The sequence below is a fragment of the Amycolatopsis antarctica genome (assembly GCF_002262875.1).
GTDB classification, from domain to species: domain Bacteria; phylum Actinomycetota; class Actinomycetes; order Mycobacteriales; family Pseudonocardiaceae; genus Amycolatopsis; species Amycolatopsis antarctica.
Map to the genome: position 1 here is coordinate 449,653 of NZ_NKYE01000001.1, position 24,596 is coordinate 474,248.

25 protein-coding genes are annotated in these 24,596 nt (G+C 69.3%); 10 read left to right on the plus strand and 15 right to left on the minus strand.

What is annotated here, in order from left to right; all coding sequences use genetic code 11:
* Positions 1–15: 15 nt before the first annotated feature.
* The 10 genes from CFN78_RS02195 to CFN78_RS02240 all read right to left on the minus strand — a co-directional run bounded on the left by CFN78_RS02195 (position 16) and on the right by CFN78_RS02240 (position 9,955).
* Positions 16–366: a VOC family protein gene (locus CFN78_RS02195; RefSeq protein WP_133116269.1), complete on the minus strand. Its 351-nt coding sequence runs from the start codon at positions 364–366 to the stop codon at positions 16–18.
* A 165-nt stretch (positions 367–531) separates the two neighbouring features.
* Positions 532–1,020 carry an SRPBCC family protein gene (locus CFN78_RS02200; protein WP_094860800.1) on the minus strand — a complete coding sequence of 163 codons (489 nt, stop codon included), beginning with the start codon at positions 1,018–1,020 and terminating at the stop codon, positions 532–534.
* Complete coding sequence (locus CFN78_RS02205) at positions 1,010–1,390, minus strand: ArsR/SmtB family transcription factor (protein WP_094860801.1); 381 nt, start codon at positions 1,388–1,390, stop codon at positions 1,010–1,012. Before CFN78_RS02205 ends, CFN78_RS02200 begins: the two co-directional genes overlap by 11 nt.
* 86 nt (positions 1,391–1,476) lie before the next feature.
* Positions 1,477–2,748, minus strand: a complete 1,272-nt coding sequence (locus CFN78_RS02210; RefSeq protein WP_094860802.1) for a hypothetical protein — start codon at positions 2,746–2,748, stop codon at positions 1,477–1,479.
* 15 nt (positions 2,749–2,763) lie between these two features.
* Entirely contained in the window at positions 2,764–4,785 is a 2,022-nt protein-coding gene (locus CFN78_RS02215; RefSeq protein ID WP_094860803.1) for a hypothetical protein, read from the minus strand.
* Positions 4,782–5,567, minus strand: a complete 786-nt coding sequence (locus tag CFN78_RS02220; protein WP_094860804.1) for a toll/interleukin-1 receptor domain-containing protein — start codon at positions 5,565–5,567, stop codon at positions 4,782–4,784. Before CFN78_RS02220 ends, CFN78_RS02215 begins: the two co-directional genes overlap by 4 nt.
* Before the next feature lie 43 nt (positions 5,568–5,610).
* Complete coding sequence (locus CFN78_RS02225; protein WP_094860805.1) at positions 5,611–6,903, minus strand: helix-turn-helix domain-containing protein; 1,293 nt, start codon at positions 6,901–6,903, stop codon at positions 5,611–5,613.
* A 901-nt stretch (positions 6,904–7,804) separates the two neighbouring features.
* Positions 7,805–8,110, minus strand: a complete 306-nt coding sequence (locus tag CFN78_RS02230) for a DUF397 domain-containing protein (RefSeq protein WP_094860806.1) — start codon at positions 8,108–8,110, stop codon at positions 7,805–7,807.
* Positions 8,107–8,976 carry a helix-turn-helix domain-containing protein gene (locus CFN78_RS02235; protein ID WP_094860807.1) on the minus strand — a complete coding sequence of 290 codons (870 nt, stop codon included), beginning with the start codon at positions 8,974–8,976 and terminating at the stop codon, positions 8,107–8,109. Before CFN78_RS02235 ends, CFN78_RS02230 begins: the two co-directional genes overlap by 4 nt.
* Before the next feature lie 100 nt (positions 8,977–9,076).
* Complete coding sequence (locus CFN78_RS02240; RefSeq protein WP_094860808.1) at positions 9,077–9,955, minus strand: alpha/beta fold hydrolase; 879 nt, start codon at positions 9,953–9,955, stop codon at positions 9,077–9,079.
* A gap of 159 nt (positions 9,956–10,114) precedes the next feature.
* On the opposite strand from CFN78_RS02240, the gene CFN78_RS02245 reads away from it, so the two are divergent.
* From CFN78_RS02245 to CFN78_RS02270, 6 genes are all read left to right on the plus strand, one after another.
* Positions 10,115–10,321, plus strand: coding sequence for a hypothetical protein (locus CFN78_RS02245; protein WP_094861084.1), 207 nt, complete (start codon positions 10,115–10,117; stop codon positions 10,319–10,321).
* A gap of 6 nt (positions 10,322–10,327) precedes the next feature.
* Positions 10,328–10,951, plus strand: coding sequence for a uracil phosphoribosyltransferase (gene upp / locus CFN78_RS02250; RefSeq protein WP_094860809.1), 624 nt, complete (start codon positions 10,328–10,330; stop codon positions 10,949–10,951).
* A gap of 220 nt (positions 10,952–11,171) precedes the next feature.
* On the plus strand, positions 11,172–11,564 hold the full coding sequence (locus tag CFN78_RS02255) for a MerR family transcriptional regulator (RefSeq protein WP_094860810.1): 393 nt from the start codon (positions 11,172–11,174) through the stop codon (positions 11,562–11,564).
* Complete coding sequence (locus CFN78_RS02260) at positions 11,561–12,535, plus strand: aldo/keto reductase (RefSeq protein ID WP_205660397.1); 975 nt, start codon at positions 11,561–11,563, stop codon at positions 12,533–12,535. The genes CFN78_RS02255 and CFN78_RS02260 overlap by 4 nt, the downstream gene beginning before the upstream one ends.
* Positions 12,536–12,581: 46 nt before the next feature.
* Positions 12,582–13,577, plus strand: coding sequence for an aldo/keto reductase (locus CFN78_RS02265; protein ID WP_094860811.1), 996 nt, complete (start codon positions 12,582–12,584; stop codon positions 13,575–13,577).
* Positions 13,578–13,795: 218 nt separating this feature from the next.
* On the plus strand, positions 13,796–14,230 hold the full coding sequence (locus tag CFN78_RS02270; protein ID WP_240519212.1) for a DinB family protein: 435 nt from the start codon (positions 13,796–13,798) through the stop codon (positions 14,228–14,230).
* 36 nt (positions 14,231–14,266) lie between these two features.
* On the opposite strand, the gene CFN78_RS02275 is transcribed toward CFN78_RS02270, so the two are convergent.
* The 5 genes from CFN78_RS02275 to CFN78_RS02295 are packed head-to-tail and all read right to left on the minus strand — an operon-like array spanning position 14,267 to position 20,345.
* Complete coding sequence (locus CFN78_RS02275; RefSeq protein ID WP_094860812.1) at positions 14,267–14,983, minus strand: hypothetical protein; 717 nt, start codon at positions 14,981–14,983, stop codon at positions 14,267–14,269.
* Positions 14,964–16,796 (minus strand): carbamoyltransferase family protein, encoded by a 1,833-nt coding sequence (locus CFN78_RS02280; protein ID WP_094860813.1) that lies wholly within the window; start codon positions 16,794–16,796, stop codon positions 14,964–14,966. Before CFN78_RS02280 ends, CFN78_RS02275 begins: the two co-directional genes overlap by 20 nt.
* 17 nt (positions 16,797–16,813) lie before the next feature.
* Positions 16,814–18,115: a hypothetical protein gene (locus CFN78_RS02285; protein ID WP_240519213.1), complete on the minus strand. Its 1,302-nt coding sequence runs from the start codon at positions 18,113–18,115 to the stop codon at positions 16,814–16,816.
* Positions 18,112–19,329 carry an ATP-grasp domain-containing protein gene (locus CFN78_RS02290; RefSeq protein ID WP_094860814.1) on the minus strand — a complete coding sequence of 406 codons (1,218 nt, stop codon included), beginning with the start codon at positions 19,327–19,329 and terminating at the stop codon, positions 18,112–18,114. Before CFN78_RS02290 ends, CFN78_RS02285 begins: the two co-directional genes overlap by 4 nt.
* Positions 19,326–20,345: a glycosyltransferase family 2 protein gene (locus CFN78_RS02295; protein WP_094860815.1), complete on the minus strand. Its 1,020-nt coding sequence runs from the start codon at positions 20,343–20,345 to the stop codon at positions 19,326–19,328. Before CFN78_RS02295 ends, CFN78_RS02290 begins: the two co-directional genes overlap by 4 nt.
* A gap of 276 nt (positions 20,346–20,621) precedes the next feature.
* Between CFN78_RS02295 and CFN78_RS02300 the strand changes: the two genes are divergently transcribed.
* Genes CFN78_RS02300 through CFN78_RS02315 form a run of 4 tightly spaced genes read left to right on the plus strand, consistent with a single transcriptional unit; the run spans position 20,622 to position 24,590 of the window.
* Positions 20,622–21,407, plus strand: coding sequence for a hypothetical protein (locus CFN78_RS02300; RefSeq protein ID WP_094860816.1), 786 nt, complete (start codon positions 20,622–20,624; stop codon positions 21,405–21,407).
* Positions 21,404–22,492 carry a GNAT family N-acetyltransferase gene (locus tag CFN78_RS02305; protein ID WP_240519214.1) on the plus strand — a complete coding sequence of 363 codons (1,089 nt, stop codon included), beginning with the start codon at positions 21,404–21,406 and terminating at the stop codon, positions 22,490–22,492. The genes CFN78_RS02300 and CFN78_RS02305 overlap by 4 nt, the downstream gene beginning before the upstream one ends.
* Positions 22,489–23,553: a hypothetical protein gene (locus CFN78_RS02310; RefSeq protein ID WP_094860817.1), complete on the plus strand. Its 1,065-nt coding sequence runs from the start codon at positions 22,489–22,491 to the stop codon at positions 23,551–23,553. Before CFN78_RS02305 ends, CFN78_RS02310 begins: the two co-directional genes overlap by 4 nt.
* Positions 23,550–24,590, plus strand: coding sequence for a GNAT family N-acetyltransferase (locus tag CFN78_RS02315; RefSeq protein ID WP_094860818.1), 1,041 nt, complete (start codon positions 23,550–23,552; stop codon positions 24,588–24,590). The genes CFN78_RS02310 and CFN78_RS02315 overlap by 4 nt, the downstream gene beginning before the upstream one ends.
* The last annotated feature ends 6 nt before the right edge of the window (positions 24,591–24,596 follow it).

Genomic DNA, 24,596 nt, shown 5'->3' on the forward strand with positions numbered 1-24,596 from the left:
GCGCGGCGGGCACGTTCAGCTCCCGGTCAGGCTTTCCACGAGGGTGAACTGGTTGCCCTCCGGGTCGGCGACGGTGACGTAGTGGATGAAGCCGGGAACGGTGGTGCGCTCGGGGGTGTCGATCCCGGCCTCGCGCAGTGCGGCGATGTGCTCGTCGATGCTGGGCACCACCAGGCTCACCGAGGAGCGGCCGCCGCGTTCCGGATCGTGCACCACCTGGATCATCGCGCCCTCGCCGATGATCCACTCGGCGCAGTAGCCCGGCATGGGCACGGTGTCGGCGGGGCGGCCGAGTGCGCGTCCGTACCACTCCACGGCGGCGTCGTGGTCCTTCACCAGGATTCCGGCCATCAATGTCGTCGTCATCGTCGTCTCCGATCGTGTCGCGGCGCCCGTTACCGGGGCGCTCTGAACGGGACGTCGTGGCCGCTCGCGCCGTCTCGACATGGCCGGGTGGATTCTTTCGGACTTTCTCGGGCTGGGGGCCGTCGTGGGCGCGCGCGAGGGGGCAGCGCGCCCACGACGGACGTCTCACAGCGAGCCGAGCAGCGCTTCGAGCTTGTCCATGCTCTGCGACCAGCCGCCCTCCATGCCGGAGGCGACCATGCCGTCGCGGTCCTGCACGGACTGGTAGATGGAACTGCCGGAGACGGTGGTCTTGCCGTTCTCCTCGGTCAGGGTCAGCGTTTCCAGTGCGATGTGGCCGGGCATGCCCTCGAACTCGAACGTCTGCACGATCCGCTCGCCCGGCGTGACCTGGTGGAACACGCCGTGGAAGCCGTACTCGGTGCCGTCGCCGTCGGTGTGCACGAAGCGCCAGTTGCCGCCCGCCCGCGCCTCCAGCGTCTCGACCACGGTGCTCAGCGCGTCCGGGCCCCACCAGCGGGTGACCAGTTCCGGGTCGGTGAAGGCCCGGTAGACCAGCTCGCGCGGCGCGTCGAACGCCCGCTCGGTGCGGATCTCGAACGAGCCGGGTTCGGCGGTGACGATGTTCTTCTTCTCGGTGGTGTCAGTGCTCATCGGTCTTCCCCTTGGTCTCGTGGTTCTTCGTGTTGCGGTCTTCTCGTTGCATCTCGTCGAGCAGGTCACCGAGCCGGTCGAGTCTGGCCTCGACCGTCTGCCGGTGGTGCTCCATCCACATCGCCGAACTGATCAACGGCCGCGTCCGCAACCGGCATGGTCGCCGTTGGCCCTGCTTCTCGCGGGTGAGCAGTTCGGCCCGTTCCAGCACTTTCAGGTGCTTGGAGATCGCCTGCGGGCTGACGGCGAAGCGCTCGGCCATCTCGTGCACGGTCGCCTCGTTCCCGGCCAGCAGGGTCAGGATCGCCCGTCTGGTCGGGTCCGCGAGCGCCGCGAACGTGTGGTTGAGCTGGTCCTCCGTCTGCCGCACTACCGCGTCCCCTTTATCAACCGTTCCGTTTATCAACTGTAAGGTTGATAGTGCGGGCTGGTGTCGGCCGATGTCAAGGACCGGTGTCAGACGGGAGCCGCCGCTGGCGCTCCGGGGTCGTCGTCGCCCGGACGCCGCTCACCGTCGGCCCACGGATCCTCGTCCGGGACTCCGTGCTGGTGAACGGCCGGTGGGTTCTCGTCAGTGGCGTGGGTGCTCTCGGGCGGTACCGTGTCCTCGGCCGGAAGCACCGGACGTTCGAGGGTGCGGAATCTGGCGGCGAAGCCGTTCGCGTCCTCCATGCGGCCGATCGCGCGGAGACATTGCGCGATCCGTTCGGCGAACTGGTCACGCTCGGGGCTGCTTTCCTTCAACCCGACCAGATCCATCATCTCGGCCGCGACCTCGGCAACCGGTCGTGTGGATACCGGCTGGGTGAAAGTGAAGGCTGCCTGTCCGGCCGGGCCGGCGGGTTCCTCGACGGTCGCCACGGATTCGTGCTGTTGCGTCCAGTGTGTTTCGGATCCGCCGAGGTAGGGCTGGAACAGGTTGGGCACAGCCGCGTTGTTCGCCGCTGCCGTCAGTTCTGCCAGTGGACCGATGTGCGCGACGGTGTTCTCCACATCGTGCCGATCCTGCGCCAACCACCACACGACGGCACTACCGGTGTCGCTGAGCACGTCCTCGGCTAGGTACTTGCGTTTCTCGATCTCGTGCGCCCGTTCGCATTCCCAGACGGCCACGTCCTTGGTGGTGCTGGTGAACAACTCGATTCGCTGGCGATCCTCGGGGGTCAGTTCGAGCGAGACGTCGGCGGCCGCCGCCTCGACGAGCCCCGCCGGTTCCACGCGGAACTCGCCGAGCACACTGTTCAGCCGGTGCCGGACCCGGGTGTAGTCCTGCGGTGTCTCCTCGCGGGCGACCTCCTGGGCACGGTGGACGATCGCGTGGACCGCCTGCCTGGCGAGATCGGCGTGGGTGACCCGGCGAGTGTTCGGGCCGGGACGCCACCAGACCGTGGCCGAGAAGACGAACCGGTAGTCGGCGGTCGCACTGCTCAGTTCGGTGGTGGGGACGGTGGCCTGCTCGAAGCGAACCGGTTCGGGTTCCAGCTCGGGCTGGGGTTCGGCCATTGGCTGCGGGACCGGCACCTGCCACATCATGCGCCCCGCGAGATCGCGTTCGTACCGTGCGCGTGCGTCCAGCCGCCTGCGCTGGAGCAGGACCAGCGCGAGGGCTACGAGTATCAGCAGCGTCCACAGCCAGAACGGCCAGTCCAGGGTGAGTCCGAGTGTCAGCGGAACGGCGACCGCGCAAGCTGCCAGCACGGCGAGCATCGTCTTGTCCGGGTTCGTCATCGTGGGTCCTTTCGATCAGTGAAGCGAAGTCACGGGGGTGATGCCCTGCGCCTCGTCGATGAACGCGTGCAGTCGGGAGGCCAGCGGGATGCGCGCGGAATGGTCGGTGGGGTCACCGAGCGCCCAGTCCCGCCCGGCCGCGTAGATCTCGGCCAGCAGCGCGAAGTCCGTCTCGGCACCGTCCACGACGATGCGCAGGAGTTGGTTCTGTTCGCCGAGGTTGTAGTCGCCGGACCGCAACGCGCCGAGCCACTCGCACAGTCGCGCGCGCCAGGGAATGTGCACGGGCGCGCGCATCGCGTCGGACCAGCCACGGACGAGCTGTTGCCGAATGGTCGACTCGGCGAGGAAGGGCCTGCTCCCGTCGGCTCGGCGCAGCAGGCGGCGTGGTGTGGCCAGGTCGAAGAACAGGTGGATGTCGGCCGGCCAGCGATTTCCGACCCGGTAATGGAAAAGCCGGTCGAGCATCCTGCGGAACAACCGGCCGTCGCTGTCGACCAGGGCGAGCAAAGCCTCCACCGCGTGCGGATTCGTGTGCTTCTCGCGGTTCTTGCTCAGATAGTGCAGCCGGACGAGGGCCTGTTCCGGGTAGGTCGGCGCGATCACCTGGGCGCACAGCTCGATGAGCATCCCGGCGAACGTCTCGGAGATACTCCGGTCGAGCGACCGGTCGTAGATCTCCTTACGGAAGAATCGGCCGTGTCGTTCGTCGTCCAGGCCGATGGCCAGCAGTCGGCGTGCGTGCTCGACAAGGGGCGCCTGCGGTTCGTTAATCCACTTCTTCGCCAGTTGCAGCAGATCTTTCGGGCGGTCCACCCGCAGGCATTCCGTGGCGGTGGAAGTGACCAGGCGGACCCGGTCGGCCGGAAGCAGATCCGTGTAGTGGATGACCCGGTCGGTCCATTCCCGGAAACCGTCCCGTAGGTCGGGGTGGTTGTTCCAGAAGTGCACGCGCACCGCGTCGCCGTAACCAGGCTTGTCGAAACCGACGTTCCGGAACTCGTCCGGCCGTGCGCCCAGCGCCGTGAGCTGGCCGGTGAACGCGTCCCGTTCCAGCTTCGGCGTGTCCTGTTCCGGATGGCTGGTGATCGTGAGCAGATCTTTTGCCGCGTGGAAGACGACGTCGGCATGTGCGCCTTCGAGCATCGCCACGGTGAACAGCAGGGCCCGTTGTCGTCCGTCCGGTTGGTTGGTTACCGCTTTGTCGACCTCGGCGGTCCGGTCGGTGTTCAACTCCAGCGCCTGAGCCAGAGCTGCCGGGAGACGGTCCCGGATGCTGCCGGAATCGGTGACCGTCTTTTCTAGTTCCGCGTAAGTCAATCGGGCGAGGTGCGCCACCGATCGCATCGGCGCGGTGGCGAGGTACTCCGCCACCGCCGGCTCCAGTCGCTGGCCGAGGCTTTCGCGGATCATGTCCCGCAGCGCGTCGTCCCGTCGGCCCTCGGCCGATAGGTGCCTGCGCAGGACCAACTGCGGATCGGGTCGCCCAAGGGCCACGGTGTGCCGACGTAGATCCTGCGCGGTCTCCGGTTCCAGTTCCGATCTGATCACCACGACCAGTCGGGCGCCGGTGCCCGCCGCCGTCTCGTTGTTGATCGTGGCCCGGAACGTTGGCAGATAGCGTTGGTATGCCTGATGAGTCTTGGTGTCAGCGGCGGAAAGATCGAGTAGCAGTAGGTCACCGGGAGAGACTTTGTCCGGGTCGATGTTGAGATCGTCCTGCTCGACGAGTTTGTCCGACAAGAGGTGGAACCTGTGTGTCCGGTCAGCGTGGGCACGTAGCAGCATCCGCGCTGCCGAGGTGGTTCCGGTGCCTGGTCTCCCGTGCACGATCACGATGTCGTCCGCGGCCAGCATGGCCTGGGCGGTACCGAAGTGTTCCGGTGGTTCGAAGCGGCGATGCAGCCAGGCGAGGTCGTTGTCGTGCAGGCTCCGGCGTGCGCTCCGCAGCGGTGTCCGGTCGTCAGTGCCGAGGTAGTAGTTGTTCGTCTGCTGGACCCTCGGTGCTCCGGCCATGTCCTCCTGTTCCGTGGTCATCGCGAATCGTCCCCACTGCCGGTGGAATCGGTGCCCTCGTGCCGGCGGTCCGTGCCGGTATTGATGTTGTGCGCGTTGTTGAAAGTGCCGGAACCGGTATTGGCCGGGCCGTTGTACTGCGACCCGCCGAACGTCGTCGTCGGGTTGTTGAAGATGCCGGAACCCGTGTTCGCCGGGCCGTTGTACTGCGGCCCCACTACGTACTGGCCGGAGCCGGTGATGATCGTTCCAGTACCCGCCAGCGGGCCGAGGTCCTCAGCGGGCGGCCGGACGGGTTCGGTTGCCTGTCCGGCCTTGTCCGCTCGTCGATCGATCAGTTGCGGGATCAACGAAACCAGATCGCGCGCAATCCGGTCGAGACAGGAATCGGCCTGACGGTGCTGATACTCCCGATACTGCTGGTTCGCCAGCTTTTTCAATGGCGGAGGGAGGCGGTCGGCCCGAAGCATGCCCTTGGCGTCCTCGTGGATCACCGGGATCACCGGTATTCCGTTGTCCAGGGCCAGCCGCAGTTCCTGGTGTACCCAGTCCTTCGGGTTGCCGATCTTGGGTTTACCATTCTCGCCGGGCATGGTGAACCAGGTGGGACCGATGACGGCCAGTAGGGCATCGCTGCGCATGACTCCCCGCCGCAGTTCCATCTCGAAGTCGTGACCCACCCGGATGGAGCGGTGATCGAGGAAGACAAGTTCCTTGCCGAACCTGTCCCGCAGGTCGCGTTCGAGCACGGTCGCTAGGTCCTGGGCGTCACCGGTTCGGTAGTTGATAAATATTTTGGGCATGTCAAATATCCCCTCCTGATGGTGTTCTTCGACGTCGAATCGACTATTCGCTGTCGACGGTCAATTCCGCCACGATCCGCGGATAGATTTCGCGGACCGCGGGATGTGTCTGGTGCCGGGAAAGTGTCCGAAGCAGACGTCGCAGGTCTGTTTCCACCGTCGCCGAACCGACCACGGACACCGCTCCGAACAAGGACGACACGATGTCGCAGGCGGATTCGATCTCGTTGATCGACGCGTGCGCCAGCGCCCTGCGCACGCCGTACCGAGCCTGCGTGCGCAGGGCGTGATCCGGGATGCGCGTCACCTGACGATCCAGCTCGTCTGCGGCCTCGCGTGGACGACCGAGGTCGAGCAGGCACCAGCCGTTGGCCATCGCCGCCGGATCGTCGAGATTGCTGGTTCCCAGGATGGGCGTTGCCGGGTCGCTGCGCTCCGCCGCGCGTTGCAGCAACCTGCGGGCGCGGTCCAGCGATCGCATGCAGGCGTTGTAGTCCCCGGCCAGCGCATACCCCTGCGCTTCCTGCTGCGCCGCCAGGCCGCTGATCCGCGGGGGCGCGGCACCGCGTTCCTGCGCCTGCCGTGCCAGCCGGATCGTCTGCTTCGCGTCGTCGCGGTAGAAGCTGACCAGAGCCCGGCGTACCAGCGCGTACCCGGCCAGATCGGAGTCACCACCCGCCTCGGCCATCTCGACGGCACGGTCGGTCCACCAGACCGCGCCGCGTTCGTCCCCGGACTCCTGGGTCATCCAGCCCGCGTACTCGGCGAACCGGGAGCTGAGCCGGAGGATCTCCCGGCGTTCCGTCGCCGTCGCCTGGGCACCGAGCGAACGCAGGGTGTGTGTCTGCGCCACCAGGCCCGGAAGAACTACTCCGGGGCTCGCGGACTGGCCCAGCACGCGAAGCTGGTCGAAGTGGTCCCGAAAGACCTTGATCGCCACGTTCCGCTCGGCCTGTGCCGCCGGTGCCGTGCCCAGACCGAAGCCGAGCGCGGCCCCACCACCGAGGGCGAGTGCTTCACGGCGGGCCATCGGACGGAACCAGCTTCTGCCATCGGGGGCCAGGTTCATCGCCCACACCTGCCCGTCGTCCGGCGTGTCTGGTAGTGGCCGTTCCGGTGCCGGTGACGTGAGCAGCGCGGACAGCACACCGCCGGTGCCGAGTTCCGCGTCGCAGCGCCGGGCGAGGTCGGATTGCAGGGCCTTGTGGCCGTTCTCGATCTTGCTGAGATAACCCTTGCTGTAGTGCACGGCGTCCGCGAGCTGGGACAACGAGATCCCGGCCGCGACGCGCACGCGTCGTAGTTCCGCCCCGAATCCGGCCTGACGCTCCCGCACGTTCCCCTCCAGGTTTCCCGTTGCCCGTTGCTCCGGCGCACGGGAAACCCCTCGTTCCCGGACGGCGCGGCGAGCACGCTGAACAGTGAACACGAAAGGTGCCCGGACGGGCACCGTAAGTCACTCATTCGCCACGAATGGAGGCAGGACATGGCTGCGGGAACACATGGCCACGGCACGGGTGCCGGACGGCGCGGAGCGCGAGCCCGCCGGGCGCTACTAGCGGGGGTCCTCACGGTGAAGGCCGTTAGGGAGGTGTCGTCAGCGCTGGTACGGCTAGTCGTGGAAAGGCCGGAGATCGGCCTGTGTGTCGTCATCCTTGCCTGCCTCGTCGTCCGGTGGTCGGTGTGTCGGGTCCGGGCCGTGCCGGACTCCTTGACGACGGATTCTGACGAGCAAGTGACGACACGTCGTTAGGAAAGTCGGGGTTGCCAGTTGACTACCCGATGGGAAACGGGAAACGCCCAGCTCGCCATCGTCACAGCCAGGTGGTCAGGCACAGATGGTGCCGACCGGGTCAGGGATTTCATGCGTACTCGCACGGCCAAAGGTGCCGAGGCACGTCTCCCGGCATGCCGTGTCGGGCGGCACGGCACCTCGTGTCGGGCGCTGCGGCGTGCCGTGTCGGGCGTTCCGGAAGTTGCTCGGTCACGTCGTACGGCAGCTCGCCGAACGCCGGTTGCGGTGACGATGCGCGGTCTGTCCGATCCGTGGAGAGGTCTGCCTACGGACGCCCGGCATTCAGGTGCCCGAACGCCGGACTCGACGTGCCGTAGCGCCCGACATGGGGTGCCGAGGGGCATGACACGGGGTGTCAGAACGCGTGACACGGGGTGCCGAGGGGCGTGACACGGCGGGGTTGGAAGGGCCGGTCGGGGGTGGGGATCGGTCCGTGCGGGGGTCAGTGGTGGGTGCGGAGGAAAGCGTGCCAGGCGGGGGCGGGGAAGGCGAGGGTGCCGCCGTCGCGGTCCTTGGTGTCGCGGACGCCGACCAGGCCCGGGGCGTGTCCGACCTCGACGCAGTTGGACTCGTGGCTGCTGCGGGTGCTCTTGTGCCAGTCGGCGAAGGCGACTTCGACGCAGTTCGACTCGCTCGTGCTGCGGGTGCTCTTGCGCCAGTTGAGGAAGGCGACTTCGACGCAGTTCGAATCGCTGCCGCTGCGGCTGCTCTTGCGCCAGACGGCGTGGGTGAAGTCCGGGGCGGTCATGGTCCGTGCTCCTTGTCGCTGGTCAGCTCGCCCGCCGCGCTGGCAATCAGCCGCGCGGAATCCTCGGGTGACAGGGCAATGGTACGGAGGCGGCGCCAGGCAAGTCGAACCGAGTCGATGTGTTCGTCCTCCTCCAGGAAGCTGCTGGAGTTGCGGCTCTCCACGTGGGCGAGGGTGGGCTCGCTGGCGAACTCCAGCAGCACGAACGGTCCTCTCAGCCCGGGGTGGGCGGCACTGGTGAACGGCACCACCTGCACGGTGATGGTGCGCCGCTCGCTCAGTGCCAGCAGGTGATGCAACTGGGCGCGCATGATCTCCGGGGTCACCACCGGGCGGCGCAGCACGGTCTCGTCGACGATCAGGTGCACCTGTGGCGCATCCCGGCGGCCGATGATGGCCTGGCGACTGAGCCTTGCTGAAACGAGGGTATCCACCTCCGGCTCGGACAGTGCCGGATCAGTGCCGTGGATCAGGTGCCGTGCATAGTCGGGTGTCTGGGCGAGGCCGGGGAAGAACATTGGTTCGTAGTTCAGGATCGCTGCCGCGTCTCGCTCGATGCGGATCAGGTTGGTCCACGTCGTCGGCAGTTTGCCGTGGAGTTCGTGCCAGTTGCGTTCCTCGCCGTCGCGGACCAGGGCCAGCAGCTCCTGCCGGATCGTGGCCGGGGCGCGGAGGAAGCCGAGGATGGCGGCGACGTCGTCCACGTAGAGGCCACGCTCGCCCGTCTCCATCCGGCTGATCTTCGACTCCGAGCAGTCCAGCGCCCGCGCGACGTCCTTGCAGCTCAGCTTGCGCGCCTCGCGCAGTGAACGGAGTTCGGCCGACACCCGCCGTTGCCGTACCGAGATTCCTTTGCGCCTGGCCATGCGCACGCCCCTTCCCTCGTGCCGCACACTGTCGCGGCTTGCCCCATGGGCACGACAGAGGCGTCACTCGAAAGGCACGCGCGCAGGCGTCGGGCCTCGGTCACCCTTCGAGGAGCGCGGTGATCGCCGCGACGACGTCCCCGGGACGTTCCTCGGGCAGGAAATGCCCGCAGGGCAACACAACCGTGCGCAGATCCGGTGCCCAGGACGACCAGATCGCTTGCGGATCGAACGGCAGTACGAGCTCGCCGGGGTCCTGCCACATCGCCAGCACGGGCATCGTCAGCAGGCGTCCGGCTTCCCGGTCGGCGTCGTCGTGGCCGGGGTCGACGAACGCGCCGGCCCGGTAGTCCTGGCACATCGCGTGCACGACCTCTCCCCGCCGCGCCGCCGCGAGATACGCCGCCCGCGAATCGGCGGGAATCGCCCCCTTCTCGGTCACCCAGGTGTCGAGGAAGTGGCCGACGAAGGTGTCCGGATCGGCGGCGATCATGCGTTCCGGCAGATCGGACGGCTGCGCCAGCAGGTACAGGTGGAACGCGAACACGCCTCCGACGCCGTGCAGCGCGGCCCAGTTGTCGGTGTTCGGCAGGATGTCCAGTACGCCGAGGTGCGCGACGACGCCGGGATGGTCCAGCGCCGCCCGGAACGCCACCAGCCCGCCCCGGTCGTGCCCGACGACGCTGAACCGGTCGTGGCCGAGTTCGCGCATCAGGGCGACCATCCGCGACGCGAGGGCGCGCTTCGAGTAACCCTCCACCGAGTCCGGCCCGGCGCTGGCACCGTAGCCGGGCAGGTCCGGACAGACGACCCGGTACCGCCGGGCCAGCTCGGGGGCGACCGCGCGCCACGCGAGACGGGTCTGCGGAAAACCGTGCAGCAGCAGGACCGCCCGCCCGGAACCGCCGACGGCGGCACGCGTCGTCAGGCCGTCGACCTCGACGTTCACGGTCTCGAACCCGGTGATCTCGGTGTTCATGGCAGGCACCGTGCCAGCGTCCACCGACAGAAACCCGCTCGTACGGCACGCCACCAGGGCACGAGCGAGCATGACAGTGCGCTGCGGCGTAACGGAAAGTTGCACGACCACATGGCACGGCCGGACCGTTGGCGCGGAAACCGCGACGAGGGAGTGCCGATGGAACAGACCTGGGCGATCAAGGGCTGCTACGCGAACTGGAGGCTGACCGTGACCGCGACGCCGCCTGAGGAACCGGAGGAGGAACACGCACCGGACTGCGACTTTCAGGGGATCGCGGACTACTTCTCCGAGGTCGTCAACCGGTACGAACTCGGCCGGGACATGGATCGGCTCGGCTCCGGGCAGGGGTGGCGGCTAATGTAACCGCCCATGGACGTGCTCGTCGTCGACCACCCGCTGGCCAAGGCTCGCCTCTCCACGATGCGGGACGCTCGGACCGACAGCGCCGCCTTCCGCGCCGCGCTGCACGAGCTGACCGTGATGCTCACCTACGAGGCGACCAGGGACGCCCCGGTGCGCACCGAGCGCATCCACACGCCGGTCGCCCGCACCGACGGCTACCGGCTGGCGAACCCGCCGCTGCTGGTGCCGGTGCTGCGGGCCGGGCTGGGCATGGCCGACCAGGCGCACAAACTGATCCCGGACGCGCAGATGGGCTTCGTCGGCCTGGCGCGGGACGAGGAAACCCTCCAGCCGACGCCGTACATGGAGTCGCTGCCGGAATCGCTCGCCGACCGTCCGGTGCTGGTGCTCGACCCGATGCTGGCCACCGGCGGGTCGATGGCGCACACCATCCGCCTGCTCACCGATCGCGGTGCCACCGACGTCACCGCCATCTGCGCGCTCGCCGCCCCGGAGGGCATCGAGTTCCTGCGGACGTCCGGACTGCCGCTGCGGGTGGTCACCGCCAGCATCGACGAGCGTCTCAACGACTCGGGCTTCATCGTCCCCGGCCTCGGCGACGCAGGCGACCGTCAGTACGGCACCGTCTGACCCACCCCCGGCGCACCCAACACCGCAATATGTCGACGTATTGCGATACCTCGTGCACAACGGATCGCAATATGTCGCCATATTGCGCTCGTGTGGGCCGCAATATGTCGACGTATTGCGGTGGGGGTCGGGTGGCGGAGCGCTTCGCGGCAGGTTGCCGCTCGGGCAGGTGCGGCGTTCGAGTTGACCTGGAGCGCGCTCCAGGTCCTAGTGTCGAAGCATGAGCTATTCGATAGCGGAGGCGGCTCGGCGCAGCGGGCTCTCGATCGACACCCTGCGCTACTACGAACGCATCGACCTCGTCGATCCACCCGCCCGGGACTCCGGTGGCAGGCGGGCGTACTCCGACCAGGACCTCGGCTGGCTGGAGTTCCTGACCAAGTTGCGCACCACCGGCATGCCGATCCGGACCATGCGCGAGTACGCCGCCCTGCGCAGGCGGGGCACCGCGACCTTCGGCCGCCGCCGCTCGATCCTGATCGAGCAGCGCCGCGCCGTCGCCGAGCGTATCGCCGAACTACAGGGCTGCATGGACGTACTGGACTACAAGATCACCAACTACGAGCAACTCGAACGAGACGCCGGTACGACGGCGAAGGAGGTACCGGCGTGATTCCGACCAGGACACTCGGCGGGCTCGACGTGGGCGCCCAGGGCCTCGGCTGCATGGGAATGAGCTCCGGCTACGGCGTCCGCGAGGACGACGGCGAGTCGATCGCCACCATCCACCGGGCGCTGGAACTGGGCGTGAGCTTGCTCGACACCGCGAACGTCTACGGCGAGGGCGTCAACGAGGAACTCGTCGGCCGGGCGATCGCGGACCGTCGCGAGAAGGTGGTGCTGGCGACGAAGTTCGGCATCGTCCACGACGAGCGCGGCCAGTCGGTGCGCGGCGACGCGGCGTATGTCAAGCAGTGCTGCGAGGAGTCGCTGCGCAGGCTCGGCGTCGACCACATCGACCTGTACTACCAGCACCGCACCGATCCGGACGTCGCCGTGGAGGAGTCCTTCGGGGCGATGGCCGAACTGGTCGCCGAGGGCAAGGTGCGTCACCTCGGCATCTCCGAGGCCGGGGCCGGGACCATCCGCCGGGCGCACGCCGTGCACCCGGTGACGGCACTGCAGAGCGAATGGTCACTGTGGACGCGCGGCATCGAGGACGAGGTGCTGCCCGTCTGCCGCGAACTGGGCATCGGGATAGTGCCGTTCTCCCCGCTGGGACGCGGCTTCCTCACCGGGGCGATCACCTCGGCGCGGACGCTGCCCGAGGACGACATGCGGCGCAAGCTGCCCCGGTTCACCGAGTCCAATCTGGACGCGAACCTGGCGATCGTCGAGCGACTGCGCTCGCTGGCAGCCGCGAAGGGCGTCACTGCGGGACAGCTCGCGCTGGCCTGGGTGCTGCACCAGGGTGCGGACGTGGTGCCGATCCCCGGTACGAAGCGGCGCACATACCTGGAGGAGAACGTCGAATCCGTCCACATCGAACTGTCCACTGAGGAACTCGACGATATCGCGGGTGCCGCGGCCACGGTCGCCGGCGAACGCTACCCGGAGCACCTCGCCCGCAACGCCGGACGCTGACCGCGCGTGCTCCACGCCGCGAAAGCACGCCGCCGAAGGAGAGACCATGAGTGAAACGACTGTGCCCGCAAGGAAACTGGGCGGCCTGGAAGTGTCCGCCCAGGGGCTCGGCTGCATGGGGATGAGCGAGTTCTACGGCCAGGGGGACGACACCGAGTCGATCGCCACCATCCACCGTGCACTGGAACTCGGTGTCACCCTGCTGGACACCGCCGACATGTACGGCATGGGCGTCAACGAGGAACTCGTCGGCCGGGCGATCGCGGACCGGCGCGATCGGGTGGTGCTGGCGACGAAGTTCGGCATCGTGCGCGATCCCGCCGACCCGGGCGGCCGGGTGGTGCGCGGCGACGCCGCGTACGTCCGGCAGGCCTGCGAGGCATCGCTGCGCAGGCTCGGCGTCGACCACATCGACCTCTACTACCAGCACCGTGTCGACGGCTCCACGCCGATCGAGGAGACCGTCGGGGCGATGGCCGAACTGGTCGCCGAGGGCAAGGTGCGGCATCTCGGACTGTCCGAGGCGGGTGCGGGGACGATCCGCCGGGCGCACGCCGTGCACCCGATCACCGCCGTGCAGACCGAATGGTCGTTGTGGTCGCGCGACATCGAGACCGAGGTCGTGCCCGCCTGCCGGGAACTCGGCGTCGGCGTCGTGCCGTACTCGCCGCTGGGGCGCGGTTTCCTCACCGGCCGGTTCACCTCCTCCGCCGACTTCGCCGGGGGCGACTCGCGCCGGTCCGCCCAGCCGCGCATGGCGGAGGGCAACCTTGCGCACAACCTGGCGATCGTCGAGCGACTGCGCTCGCTGGCAGACGCGAAGGGCGTCACCGCGGGACAGCTCGCGCTGGCCTGGGTGCTGCACCAGGGACCGGACGTGGTGCCGATCCCCGGTACGAAGCGGCGGAAGTACCTGGAGGAGAACGTGGCGTCCGTCCGTGTCGGACTGTCCACCGAGGAACTCGCCGAACTCGCGGACGTCGCGGCCGACGTCGCGGGCGAGCGCTACCCGGCGGAGGCGATGAAGCTGCTCGGCAGGTGACCGGCCACCGGCGAAAATCCCCTCGCCCGCCGGGAACAGCGTCACTACCCTGACGCCGCACCGGTACCCGCCAGGGGAGGACGCGATGGGGACGCCGCGAACGGATCGGCTCGGCCTGCTGCTCGACCAGTTCGACATCGCAAGGGAGCTGTCCAGTGCCCGGCTGGCCGGGCTCACCGACGAGGAGTACCTGTGAGCCGGTTCCCGGCGCGTGGTCGGTGCGGCGCCGTGGTGAGGAGCGAACCTCCCACGCGATCGGCACGGGCGACTGGGTACTCGACGAGGACACCGAGGACCCCGACCCGGCACCGGTGACCACGATCGCCTGGCGGTTGCAGCACCTGCACTGGAGTTTCGCCGGACGCTGCGAGTGGACCTTCGGGCAGCGACGGCGGCGTCCCGCCGATCTGGTCCGGGCCACTGTGTCGGCGAGCCTGGCACTGGAACGACTGAACACCGTGCTGGACAGCTGGCGTGCCGGAATCGGTGCGCTGACCGAGGAACAGCTCGACACCACCGGTTTCGGGCAGTTCCCCCACGGCTCCGACCCGGACGTGCCGTTCGCCGTGATCGTGGCGTGGACCAACTACGAGTTCACCCACCACATGGCGGAGGTCGCGCTGCTGCGCGACCTCTGGCGCCACCGCGGCTGAGAGTGGTTCCCGCGCGGCGGGAACCACGCTCCGGTGTCACGTCGACGGAATGCCCAGCGCCCGGTCGACCCAGCGGCCGAGCGGCAGGGCGATGACGATCCCGGCCAGCACCAGGTGCACGAGCATGAACACCACCGCGGTCGCCACGCTCGGCGGGCCGCCGACGAAGACGATGATGTGCGAGGCCCACTTCAGCTCGGTGGGCCGCGAACCCGCCGCCCACACCTCGTTCAGCGCCCAGAACGTCAGGTCGTTCAGGCCGGAGACGACGACCAGGATCGACGCCACACCCGCCTTGAGCACGTTCGCCGTGCGAGCGCCGCCGAGCCGGTAGGCCATCAGCGCGAACAGCACGATGAACGTGGTGATGAACAGTTCGAACTGGTAGATCGGCTGGAAGGAGTCGTCCGCGGACGAGGTCCGGCCGTACTCCTGGATCCGCATGACGAACTCGGTGTCCAGGTATCCCATGTAGACGATCACGCCGAGCCCGATCATCGCGGGAGCCATCCGCACCTTCGGGAACAACGCCACCGCGACCACGGCGAACGCGAACGGGCTGAGCTTGAACGCCCACTCCGCGACGTTGTCCAGCGTCTGGTCCGGCGGCAGCACCACCATGATCAGCCCGGTGATCACCGCGGCGGGGATCGTCGGCACCAGCCACAGCCAGCGCCGCCCGCGATACAGCGCGGGGATCCAGCCGCGGTCCCGCGCGGGCGCGGCCGGGGGCTCAGTCAAGGTCGCTGTCATCGGTCTCTTCCTCCAGGCGCGTCTTCTCGACCCAGAACGGGCCGAGGGCGAGCGCGTCCACATCGGTCTTCAGGTAGCAGGCGACCGCGTCGGCCGGGGTGGTCACGATCGGTTCCTCGTTGTCGTTGAACGAGGTGTTGACGACCATCGGGACCCCGGTGATGCGCTCGAAATTCTTGATCATCCGGTAGTAGAGGGCATTGTCGTCCTCGGATACCGTCTGCACCCTGGCGGTCCCGTCCACGTGGGTGATCGCCGGGACGGCGGCCCGCTGGTGCTCCAGCACGTCGAAAACCAGCAGCATCACCGGCGACGGGTAGTCGCTGACGAAGTACTCGCCCGCCCGCTCGGCGAGGCACGAGGGCGCGAACGGCCGGAAGGCCTCGCGGTGCTTGACCTTCTCGTTCATCCGCGTCTTCGACTCCGGGTCGCGCGGGTCGGCGACCAGCGAGCGGTTGCCCAGCGCGCGCGGCCCGCATTCCATCCGGCCCTGCACCCAGCCGACGATCAGGCCGTCGGAGATCCGCTGCGCGGTGTGCGCGGCGATGTCGTCGGGCCGCCGGTAGTCCAGGCCCGCGTCGGAGAGCGCGAGTTCCATCTCCTCCTCGGAGTACTCCGGCCCGGTGTAGGTGAACCCGTCCCGCGGGCGCGGCTTGCGGTACTTGCCGACGCTGACCTCCAGCGCGGCACCCAGCGCGCAGCCGTCGTCGGCGGCGGCGGGCTGGGCGAAGAACTCCTCGAACGGTGTCTCCAGCAGGATCCGCCCGTTCATCACGCTGTTCAGTGCCACGCCCCCGGCGATGCTCAGCCGCTTCGAACCGGTCTCCTTCTGCAGCCAGCGCGCCAGGTGCAGCCCGGCCTCCTCCAGGGTGACCTGCAGGGCGTAGGCGACGTCCATGTAGTGCTGTGGCACCGGATTGTCCGCGGTGACCCGGGTTTTCGGCCGTGCCGGACCGAAGGTGTCGGTGAACTTCTTCGACATCACGTGCTTGCCGGTGCGCTGGTGGCCGAACCAGCTCAGGTCCAGTTCGAAGCCGCCGTCCGGGTCGAGGTGCACGAGCTGCTTGAACTGCTCGACGTAGGTGTCCTTGCCCAGTGGTGCCAGGCCCATCACCTTGCCCTCGTCGCGGGTCGGGTAGAAACCGAGGTATCCGGTCACCCCGGCGTACATCGCGCCCAGCGAGTGCGGGAACTTGATCCGCCGCAGGTCGACGATCCGGTCACCCTTTCCGTGCGCCAGCAGGGTGGAGGTGCCGTCGCTGCCGATGCCGTCGAGGGTCAGCACGGCCGACTCGTCCCACGGGCAGATGTAGTACGCGCTGCCCGCGTGCGCCCGGTGGTGGTCGATCAGGTGCACGTCGAACTTCGTCGCGCCGGTGAACCCGACGGCCTCCCTGATGTCGCGCTCCAGCGTGTAGGAACGTTTGAAGTGCGCCAGAACGGCGCCGCCGACGTGGTAGTCGTCGGCACCCTTGCCGCCGCCGGTGCGCAGCGTGTCCAGCATCCCGGCGGACTTGCCGCCCTCGTCGCCGTTGCCGTTGCGGAACACGTCCAGCGTGCCGGGGAAGTAGCGGGCGAAGACCTTCGCCGCGTGGATCGGTTCCTTCCAGCGCTGCCAGTAGTAGGCGACGTGGTCGACGTCGGCGAGGGTGATCCCGGCCTGTTCGAGGCAGAACTCGATCGCGCGTGCGGGCAGTCTCCCGTCGTGCTTGACGCGGGTGAACCGTTCCTCCTCGGAGAAGGCGACGATCTTGCCGTCGTGGACGAGAGCGGCGGCCGAGTCGTGGACTCTGCTGATGCCGAGTACGTACATGGTGATACTCCGTGGTTCTACGGGGTGGGCGTCGGATCCGCGGTCCGTGATGTCGCGGGGGGGTGGAGTTCGGGGTGGTGGCGCAACAGCATCCGGCGCAGCGACCACGCCTCGACGGACAGTGCGAGGGTGATCGCGGCGAACCCGCCCACCGCGCCCAGCGGGGGCACCAGCGCGATCGCCAGCGCGGCGGTCGCGGCCAGCCGGACCACCGCCGCCGCGGAGGTCGAGGTGAGGATACGGCTGTTGGTGTTCTCCAGCAGGTAGGTGGCGTAGATCAGGGTGATCGCCATGGCCATCTCGATCAGCACGAGGACGCCGAGTACCAGCCACACGGTCAGGCCCGCGTCGGCGAGCAGCACCTCGCGCACCGGGGGCAGCGCCAGCCCCGCCGCGAGCAGCACGGCGAAGGCGAGACCGGCCCGCTCGGCGGCGCGCATCAGCGAGGCCGCCCTTGCCCTGCCGTGGGCGGCCCCTTCGCCGCGCAGCCGGGCGGAGGTGCGCGGCTGGTGCAGCTTGAGTTGGTAGAGCAGGAACGAGCAGAACACGCTGGACGACATCAGCGCCAGGTAGAACGGTCCGCTGTCGGACACCCGGCCGGACGCGGCGAGCACCAGGAACACCAGCGAGACGGAGAAGGCGTCGAACAGTTCCGAGACGCCCAGCAGCCAGGTGGTCCGGCCGAACGCGGGCAGCAGGCCGCGTCGCCGCACCGGCTCCGGGCGTACCCAGGCGGTGGGCAGGCGCAGCACCGCCGCCAGTACCAGCACGCCGAGCCCGGCGACCAGTACCAGCAGCAGGGTCCGCGGGGACCAGCCGCCGAGCCAGGTCGCCAGTGTCGCCCCGACCACCAGCACCGCGCCGGCGCCGAACGCCAGTGCGTCAAGGGAAGGCTTGCCCTGCAAGCGATTCAGACCGGACACGGTCATCAGCAGGCCGGTGCAGGCGTGCCAGCAGGCGGCCGCCAGGTAGAGCGTCGCCGGTGAGTCGGGTGCGATCACCAGCCCGCCGAGCAGTGCGAGCACGACCAGCAGCACCGGCGCCGCCGCGAACCGCAGCGACAGCCCGGCGATCGCGTCCCTGGTGGCGTTCGCCCTGGGAATCACCTTCAGCGCGCTCTTCTCCGCCGCCGTGGGCACGAACACCAGCCAGGCACAGGCGCCGAGGGCGTTGGCGAACGGCCCGTAGTTGAGGGTTCCCCAGACGGCGACGAGCGCGAACTGCATCACCTGCGCGCTGCCGCGGAACGCACCGCGTCCCAGCAGCAGGCGCAGGATCATCAGCGGCCGCGGGGCGGCGGTCGCCGACACGGTCGTCACGGTTGCGGCACCGCCATGTCCTGTGCCTCCAGCCGGAACTTCAGCGTGCCGCGGACCGCGTTCTCGGCGCTGAGCAACTCCGGTACCGAGGACGCGGTCAGCACCACGTAGCCGAGTTTGTACCCCGCCTGCTCGTACGCGCGGACGAAGTCGCCCTCCTCGGCGAACAGCCGCAGGTCCACCACGCCGGGGATGCCGAGCACGTCGTCGATGCCCTCGATCCGGCCGAGGCAGCCGGGCCGGTCCGAACCCAGCACGTGCACCAGCGTCGGTACCGGCGGGTGCGGGGTGAGTACCGGGTCGTCGCCGACCGCGACCGCGATCGTCGCCGCCATCAGGTCGACGCCGTAACAGCTCTCGATCACCTCGGCGAGACCGTTGCCGCCCATCCGGGCGCCCATCTCGATCAGGTACAGCCTGCCGTCCCTGCCGAGCACCGCGTCCAGCGTCAGCGGGCCGTCGGTGTAGCCGAGTTCGGCGCAGATCGCTTCCAGCGTCTCGACCAGCTCGGCGTCCACCGCCGCGGGCAGCTCGGCCGGCAGCAGGTGCGAGGTGGTGACGAAGTACGGCGGGGGCGTGATGGTCCGTTCGGTCACCGCGTGGAAGGCGACCTTTCCGTGCCGCACCAGCACTTCCACCGTGTAGTGCGAACCGTCGAGGTGTTCCTCGACGACGATGCGGCCGGACGGGGAGAACTCGACCGACTCGGCGAACGACGAACGCAGCGCACCCGGCCCCGGGCAGGCGACCACGCCGCGACTGCCCGAGGAGTCCACCGGCTTCACCAGCGTCGGGAAGCGCAGTCCGGTCGCGGCGCTGATCAGGTCGGCGTCGGGCGCACCGGAAACACAGCGGTAACTGGGCAGGCCGAGCTGGTCGCACAGGGCGCGGAAGACGGGCTTGTCCACCGACGCGCGGACGGCGGCCTCCGGCAGCGGCGAGGGCAGGCCCCAGTGCCTGCTCAGCCACGCCTGCGTGGGCAGTCCGACGTCACTGGCCGGGCACAGCACGCCGACGATGTCGGTGCGGCCGTCGAGTGCGGCGGCGATCCGTTCCGGTGCGCGGACGCTGAGCTGGACGAACTCGTCGGCGTGCAGTACCCCCGGCGCGCCGGGGCGGACGTCCACGCAGATGGTCCGGTAGCCCAGCTCGCGGGCGCGCTGGTAGACGCTGACCGAGCCGTCGGCGCCGCCGAGGACGACGAGGGTTCTCATGTTGTGACCTCCGTGCCCTGACGGGCGTCGGTGACGGGGACGCCGGTGTCCGGCGTCGAGGCGAGTAGCAGGTCCGCCGCGTCGACGGGCCGCGCGAGAGTGGTCTCGCGGATGTAGAACTGCCGTGGCCGGGGCTGCCCCGCACCGACCACGACGAGATAGCGCACGAGCAGGGAGAGCACCAGCAGCACGGTCGCGAGCAGGACGAACACCGCGGTGCTCAGCGCCGTGCCGCCGATCAGGCCGGTCGCGGCCCCTGCCCCCAGCAGTACCGCGAGCACGGCGGTGATCAGTGCCGTCGCCGAGGCGGCGGTGGTCAGCCTGCGGGTGAACCCGACGAACAGTTCCACCGCGTGCGAGGCGAGGAAGCCGAAGCCGACCTTGGACTCCCCGCGCTCCCGGGCGCGGTGCGCCACCGGGATCGTCGTGTAGCGGCTGGTCAGCCGGGGCACGGTGGCGAGGAAGTACGGCGTGCCGACGTCCAGGTCGACGATGCGGCGGGCGAGTTCGGTGCGCACCAACCGGAACGCCGTAGCGCCCTCGGGCAGCTCGATGCGAAGTACTCGTCGTCCGATGAAATGGAAGGCCGCGGTTCCCCAGCGCCGGGCCAACGGATCTTGCCGGTTCGTTCGTACACCGAAAACGGCGTCGTACCCTTTTTCCGCCTCGGCGATCAACTTTCGCGCCTCGGCGGCCGGGAATTGTTGATCTGCGTCCACGTGCAGGACCCAGGAATTGCTCGCGTAGCGATACCCCGCGGAGAAGGCGGCTTCGAACCCGAAGTTTCGGGTAAACGATATGTAATGGACCCTCGGATCGCTCTCCGCGAGCTGCCGGATGACGTCGAGAGTGCCGTCCGTGCTGCCGTCGTCGACGTAGAGTATCTCCAGGTCGTACTGGCCCAGTTCGCTGACTATCTCCTGGTGGGAAGGGCCGACGTTGTCGACTTCGTTGAAGCATGGCACAACGACGGTGATGTCGGTGATTGTTTCACCAACAGAGGTGGAATTGTTCATACCACTGTTGACGAGCCTGCGTGTGCAACCGTGTTCAAACCGTTGCGGGGCAGTGTTGATCCAGACATGTGACGTCCTCGTTCTCACGTTTTGCGCAGGTGTCATCCGCCTGCAGTGAAGGTGGGAGAGTTATATGCCGCCCGATCCCGAAAACGGCACGGAATCGGCGAAAGTTGCGCCGTACAGCCGAAGGGGGTGCCAGCGGGGTGAGTCCTTTCGGAGTACTGGCGGGCAATTTCGCACGGAACGGGTGAACCGGTGGCAGACTCTCCCGCCATGTGGAGATTCGGAGGCGCGCGCCTCTGGCGATCGGCCTATCTGCGCGCGGTCCGGTCGGCGTTCGCCACGGTTCCTCTCTACCGGGAGACCTGGGCGCTGAGCGGTCGTACGGAACCTGTGCTGGTGCCCGGGAAGACGGGCGTGGACGGCGGCGCGCTCAGCGCCGACCTGGTCGCTCGCACGCTGGTGGACACCGTCCCGCTGGCCGGAGGCAGCGCCGTGCCGGACGCCGCGCGCGGGCTCGGCGGCCTGCTGCCGCACGCTCGCGGCGGCTCCGCCGACCTGGTGGTCGTCGTCGACGCGGACATCGCCCGGCCACCCGCCGACCTGTCCTCCGGTACCCGGGGGTGCCTGCTGCACCCGGATTCGATCATCGGCTCCGAACAGCACCCCGCGCTGCGTGAGATCACCGATACCCTGCGCCGCAACGAGTCCGTGTTGGCGGTCGGGGACGACAAGGCCCTCGACACGCTCGCCACCGCGCTGCGTGCGGAACCGGAACCACGGTGGAGCCGGGTGCCGCACCGCAGGCTGGACCAGCTCGACGGCGGCCCCTACGGCCTGCTGCACGATCCGCTGCTCGGCTACCTGGGCGTGCTGCGCGACTGCGGCCGGTGGCATGTGGACTGGCGGCGCGTCCACGTCCGGTCCACCACCGGCGGCCTGGCGTTCACCGTCCTCGGCCGGACCTCGCCGCGCCTGGTGGACGTTCTGGCCTGCGGCGGTGTGCACGGCGAGGTCGCCCCCTGCCCCCGGCACGGCACTCCGGTCGTGCTGACGTGACCGGCGGGCCCGCCGCCCCGGCGCGGCAGCCCGCGAGCGCCCCGGTGGCCGCCGACGTGCGGATCTGCGATCCGCGCACCGACCCGGAGCCTGACGACTGGGTGGACTTCGCCCGTGCCGTGCGTCCGCACGCGGTCTGGAACCACGCGCTGCTCGGTATCGAGGCGTGGATGTCGCGCAACCCGCCGTTGCTGGCGACCGTCCACCAGGGCGGCCGGATCGTGGCCGCGTTCACCGTGCTCGTCTGCAGGCCACGCCGGGTGCCCCGGTACGCGCCGGACTCCCGCTCCGCGCGCGGCCCGGTCTGGGCGGAGGTGTACCAGCCGTGGCTGAGCGGGTTCCCCGGAATCCTGCACCGGCCGGAGGTGGCAGGCGGGCCGTTGCGCGAGGCGGTCCGGGCGGTGGAACGCGAACTGGTGCGCGCGCTCGGCCGTGGTCTGCTCGGCGTGTTCTACCGGGGAGTCGGTCCCGGTCTGCTGCCCGCGGTCGAGGGCGGTGGCCGGATCAGCAGGCAGACCGACTCGGCGGCCGTGCTGGAGAACCACTTCGAGGGCACCGAGGACTGGCTGGCCGCGCTGAGCAAGAGCCGCAGGGGCGGGCTGCGCAGGCAGCAGCGCGCGCTCGCCGGGGACTCCTCGCTGGTGGTGCGCGGCGGGGCTGGCCGGACCGATCTGGACGCGGCCGTGGTGGCCCGGCTGATCAACGCCCACCGCGCCAGGTTCCCCGCCCCGCCGCTGGACACCCGTTCTCCGGTAGCCGCGTCCTATGTGGACGCACTGGTACGGCATCCCGCCGTGCATACCCTCACCTATCACGACGACGGCGGAAGGCTGCTGGCGTTGAACACGATGCTCGATCACCCCGTCACCCCGGTGAAGCAGCACTGGGCGGCGCTGTCCCGGGCCGACGGGGGCAGGCCGAACCTGTACTTCGACGCCTACGTCCGCGCGGTCCGCTGGGCCACCGCGCACGGCAGGCCCCGGGTCTCCGCCGGACGCGGCAAGCTCGACGTCAAGGCGTCGCTGGGATTCGCTCCCAGCCCGGTGCACGGGGTGCTCGTGCCGAGGCCGGTGCTGGGCCGGTGAAGGTCGAGATCGCGGACCCGCGCACCGACCCGGAACCCGAGGGCTGGCCGGTGTTCCGCAGCCGGATGCGGCTGCACCCCGTCTGGGACTACCGGCTGCTCCGGCTGGAGGCGTGGACCGCGCGTAATCCACCGGTGCTCGCCGTCGTCCGTGCGGACGACGGCCGGGTGATCGGCGGGCTCTCGGTGATGGTGTGCCGGAGCTGGAACGACCAGTCCTACGCGCCCGCCCGGTACGCCCGCCGCACCCGGCTGCGTCCCCGCTGGGCGGAGGTGTACCTGCCGCTGCTCAGTGGCTACCCGGCCTGCGTGCTGGACGGTGACGCGGGCGTGCGCCGCGAGGCGATCCGCTGTTTCGAACGGGAACTGGTGCGCTTCCTGGGAACCGGGCTGCTCGGCGTCATGTACCGGGCGATGACCCTCGAGCTGGCCGACGCCATGTCCGGTCCCGCCCGGATGCGCAGGCAGATCGACCCGACGGCGGTGCTCGCCGGCGTCGAGTCCGAACAGGACTGGCGGGCGGCGGTGGCCCCGCGGGTGCGGCAGATGCTCGACGAGTTCGCGGCGGACCCCGGTGTTCGCAGCACGGCCGGGGCCGCCCGGGACGACCTGGATGCCTCCGAGCTGGCGGCACTGCTCAACGCGCACCGGGCCCGCCAGGACGAACGGGCCTGGGCGGGCGGCCAGCGTTCCCGGATCGGCGGCCTGCACATGGACACCCGCAGCCCGGTCTCCGCCGCGTACCTGGACGAACTGGTGCACCGCAAGGACATCGTCACCCGTACGTACACCACGCCCGGCGGCAGGCTGCTCGGCTTCAACACGATGATCGATCACCCCCGCAGCGCGGCCGTGCACCACTGGGCGGCCGTGCCGAGGGCCGAGGGCGGAAGGCCGGATCTGTACGTGGACGCCTATGCGCACTGTGTGCGGCAGATGCTCGAACGCCGCAGCGGGGAACTCACCGCCGGACGGGCCATGCTCGGGGAGAAGGCGGCGCTCGGTTTCGGCACCCGGGACCTGTTCACCGTCGCGGCACCGAGGCCGGTGCTGGGCCGATGACCGTCACCGTCGACGTTCTCGACCCGCGCCGCGACCCGGAACCGCCGGACTGGGCGGCGTTCGCCGAGGCGCAACGCCTTCCGGTGCCATGGGACTACGGCCTGCTTACCATCGAGACCACCGGTTCGCGCAGCCCGAACATTCTCGTCCTGGTGCGGGAGAACAGCCGGGTGACCGCGGCCTTCGGGGTGACGATCTGCCGTCGCGGCACCGAGCACCGGTTCCGCGCGGTCGGTGGCACTGCGAGGTTCGCGCCCCGCTGGGCCGAGGTGCACCAGCAGTGGTTGTCCGGCTATCCCGGCTGGGCCTTCGCCGAGACCGTGGGCATCGACGCGCGGCCGGAGATCGTCCGTCTCTTCGAGCGCGCGATCTGCCGCTACGTCGGCCCCGGCTGTGTGGGCGTGCTGTACCGCTCCGTCTCGCCCGCCGAGGAGTACGCCGTCTCCGGGCGTGGCCGGATCGTCCGCGACGCGGCGCCGACCTCGGTGCTGGACAACACTTTCGAGAGCCGGGAGCAGTGGATCTCGTCCCTGTCGCGCAGTCGCAGGCACAGCATCCGCGGGCAGATCCGCAAGATCAGTGGCGATCCCTCGCTGACGATCCGCGGTGGCACCGGCCGCGACGATCTCGACGGTGCCGAGCTCGCGCCGATGCTGGACGCGCACCGGGCGAAGTTCGGCCGGGTCGCGTTCGACTTCCGCGGGGCGATCACGCCTGCGTACCTGCACGCGCTGGTACGCAGGCAGGATGTGTTCACGGTGACCTACCACGACGACTCCGGCAGGCTGCTGGCCTTCACCAACGTGCTGGATCACCCGGTGCTCCCGCTGCACCAGCACTGGGCCGCCGTGCCGGTGGAGGACGGTGGACGGCAGCACCTCTACTTCGACGCCTTCGCCAGAGTCGCCGGGCACATGATCGACGCGGGCCGTAAGGGCATGTCCTCGGGCCGTGGCCTTTCCGAGCTGAAGTCCTCGCTCGGGTTCACAGCCCGTCCGCTGCGCGCGGTGATCGCTCCCCGGCCGGTGTGCGGATGAGCGCGC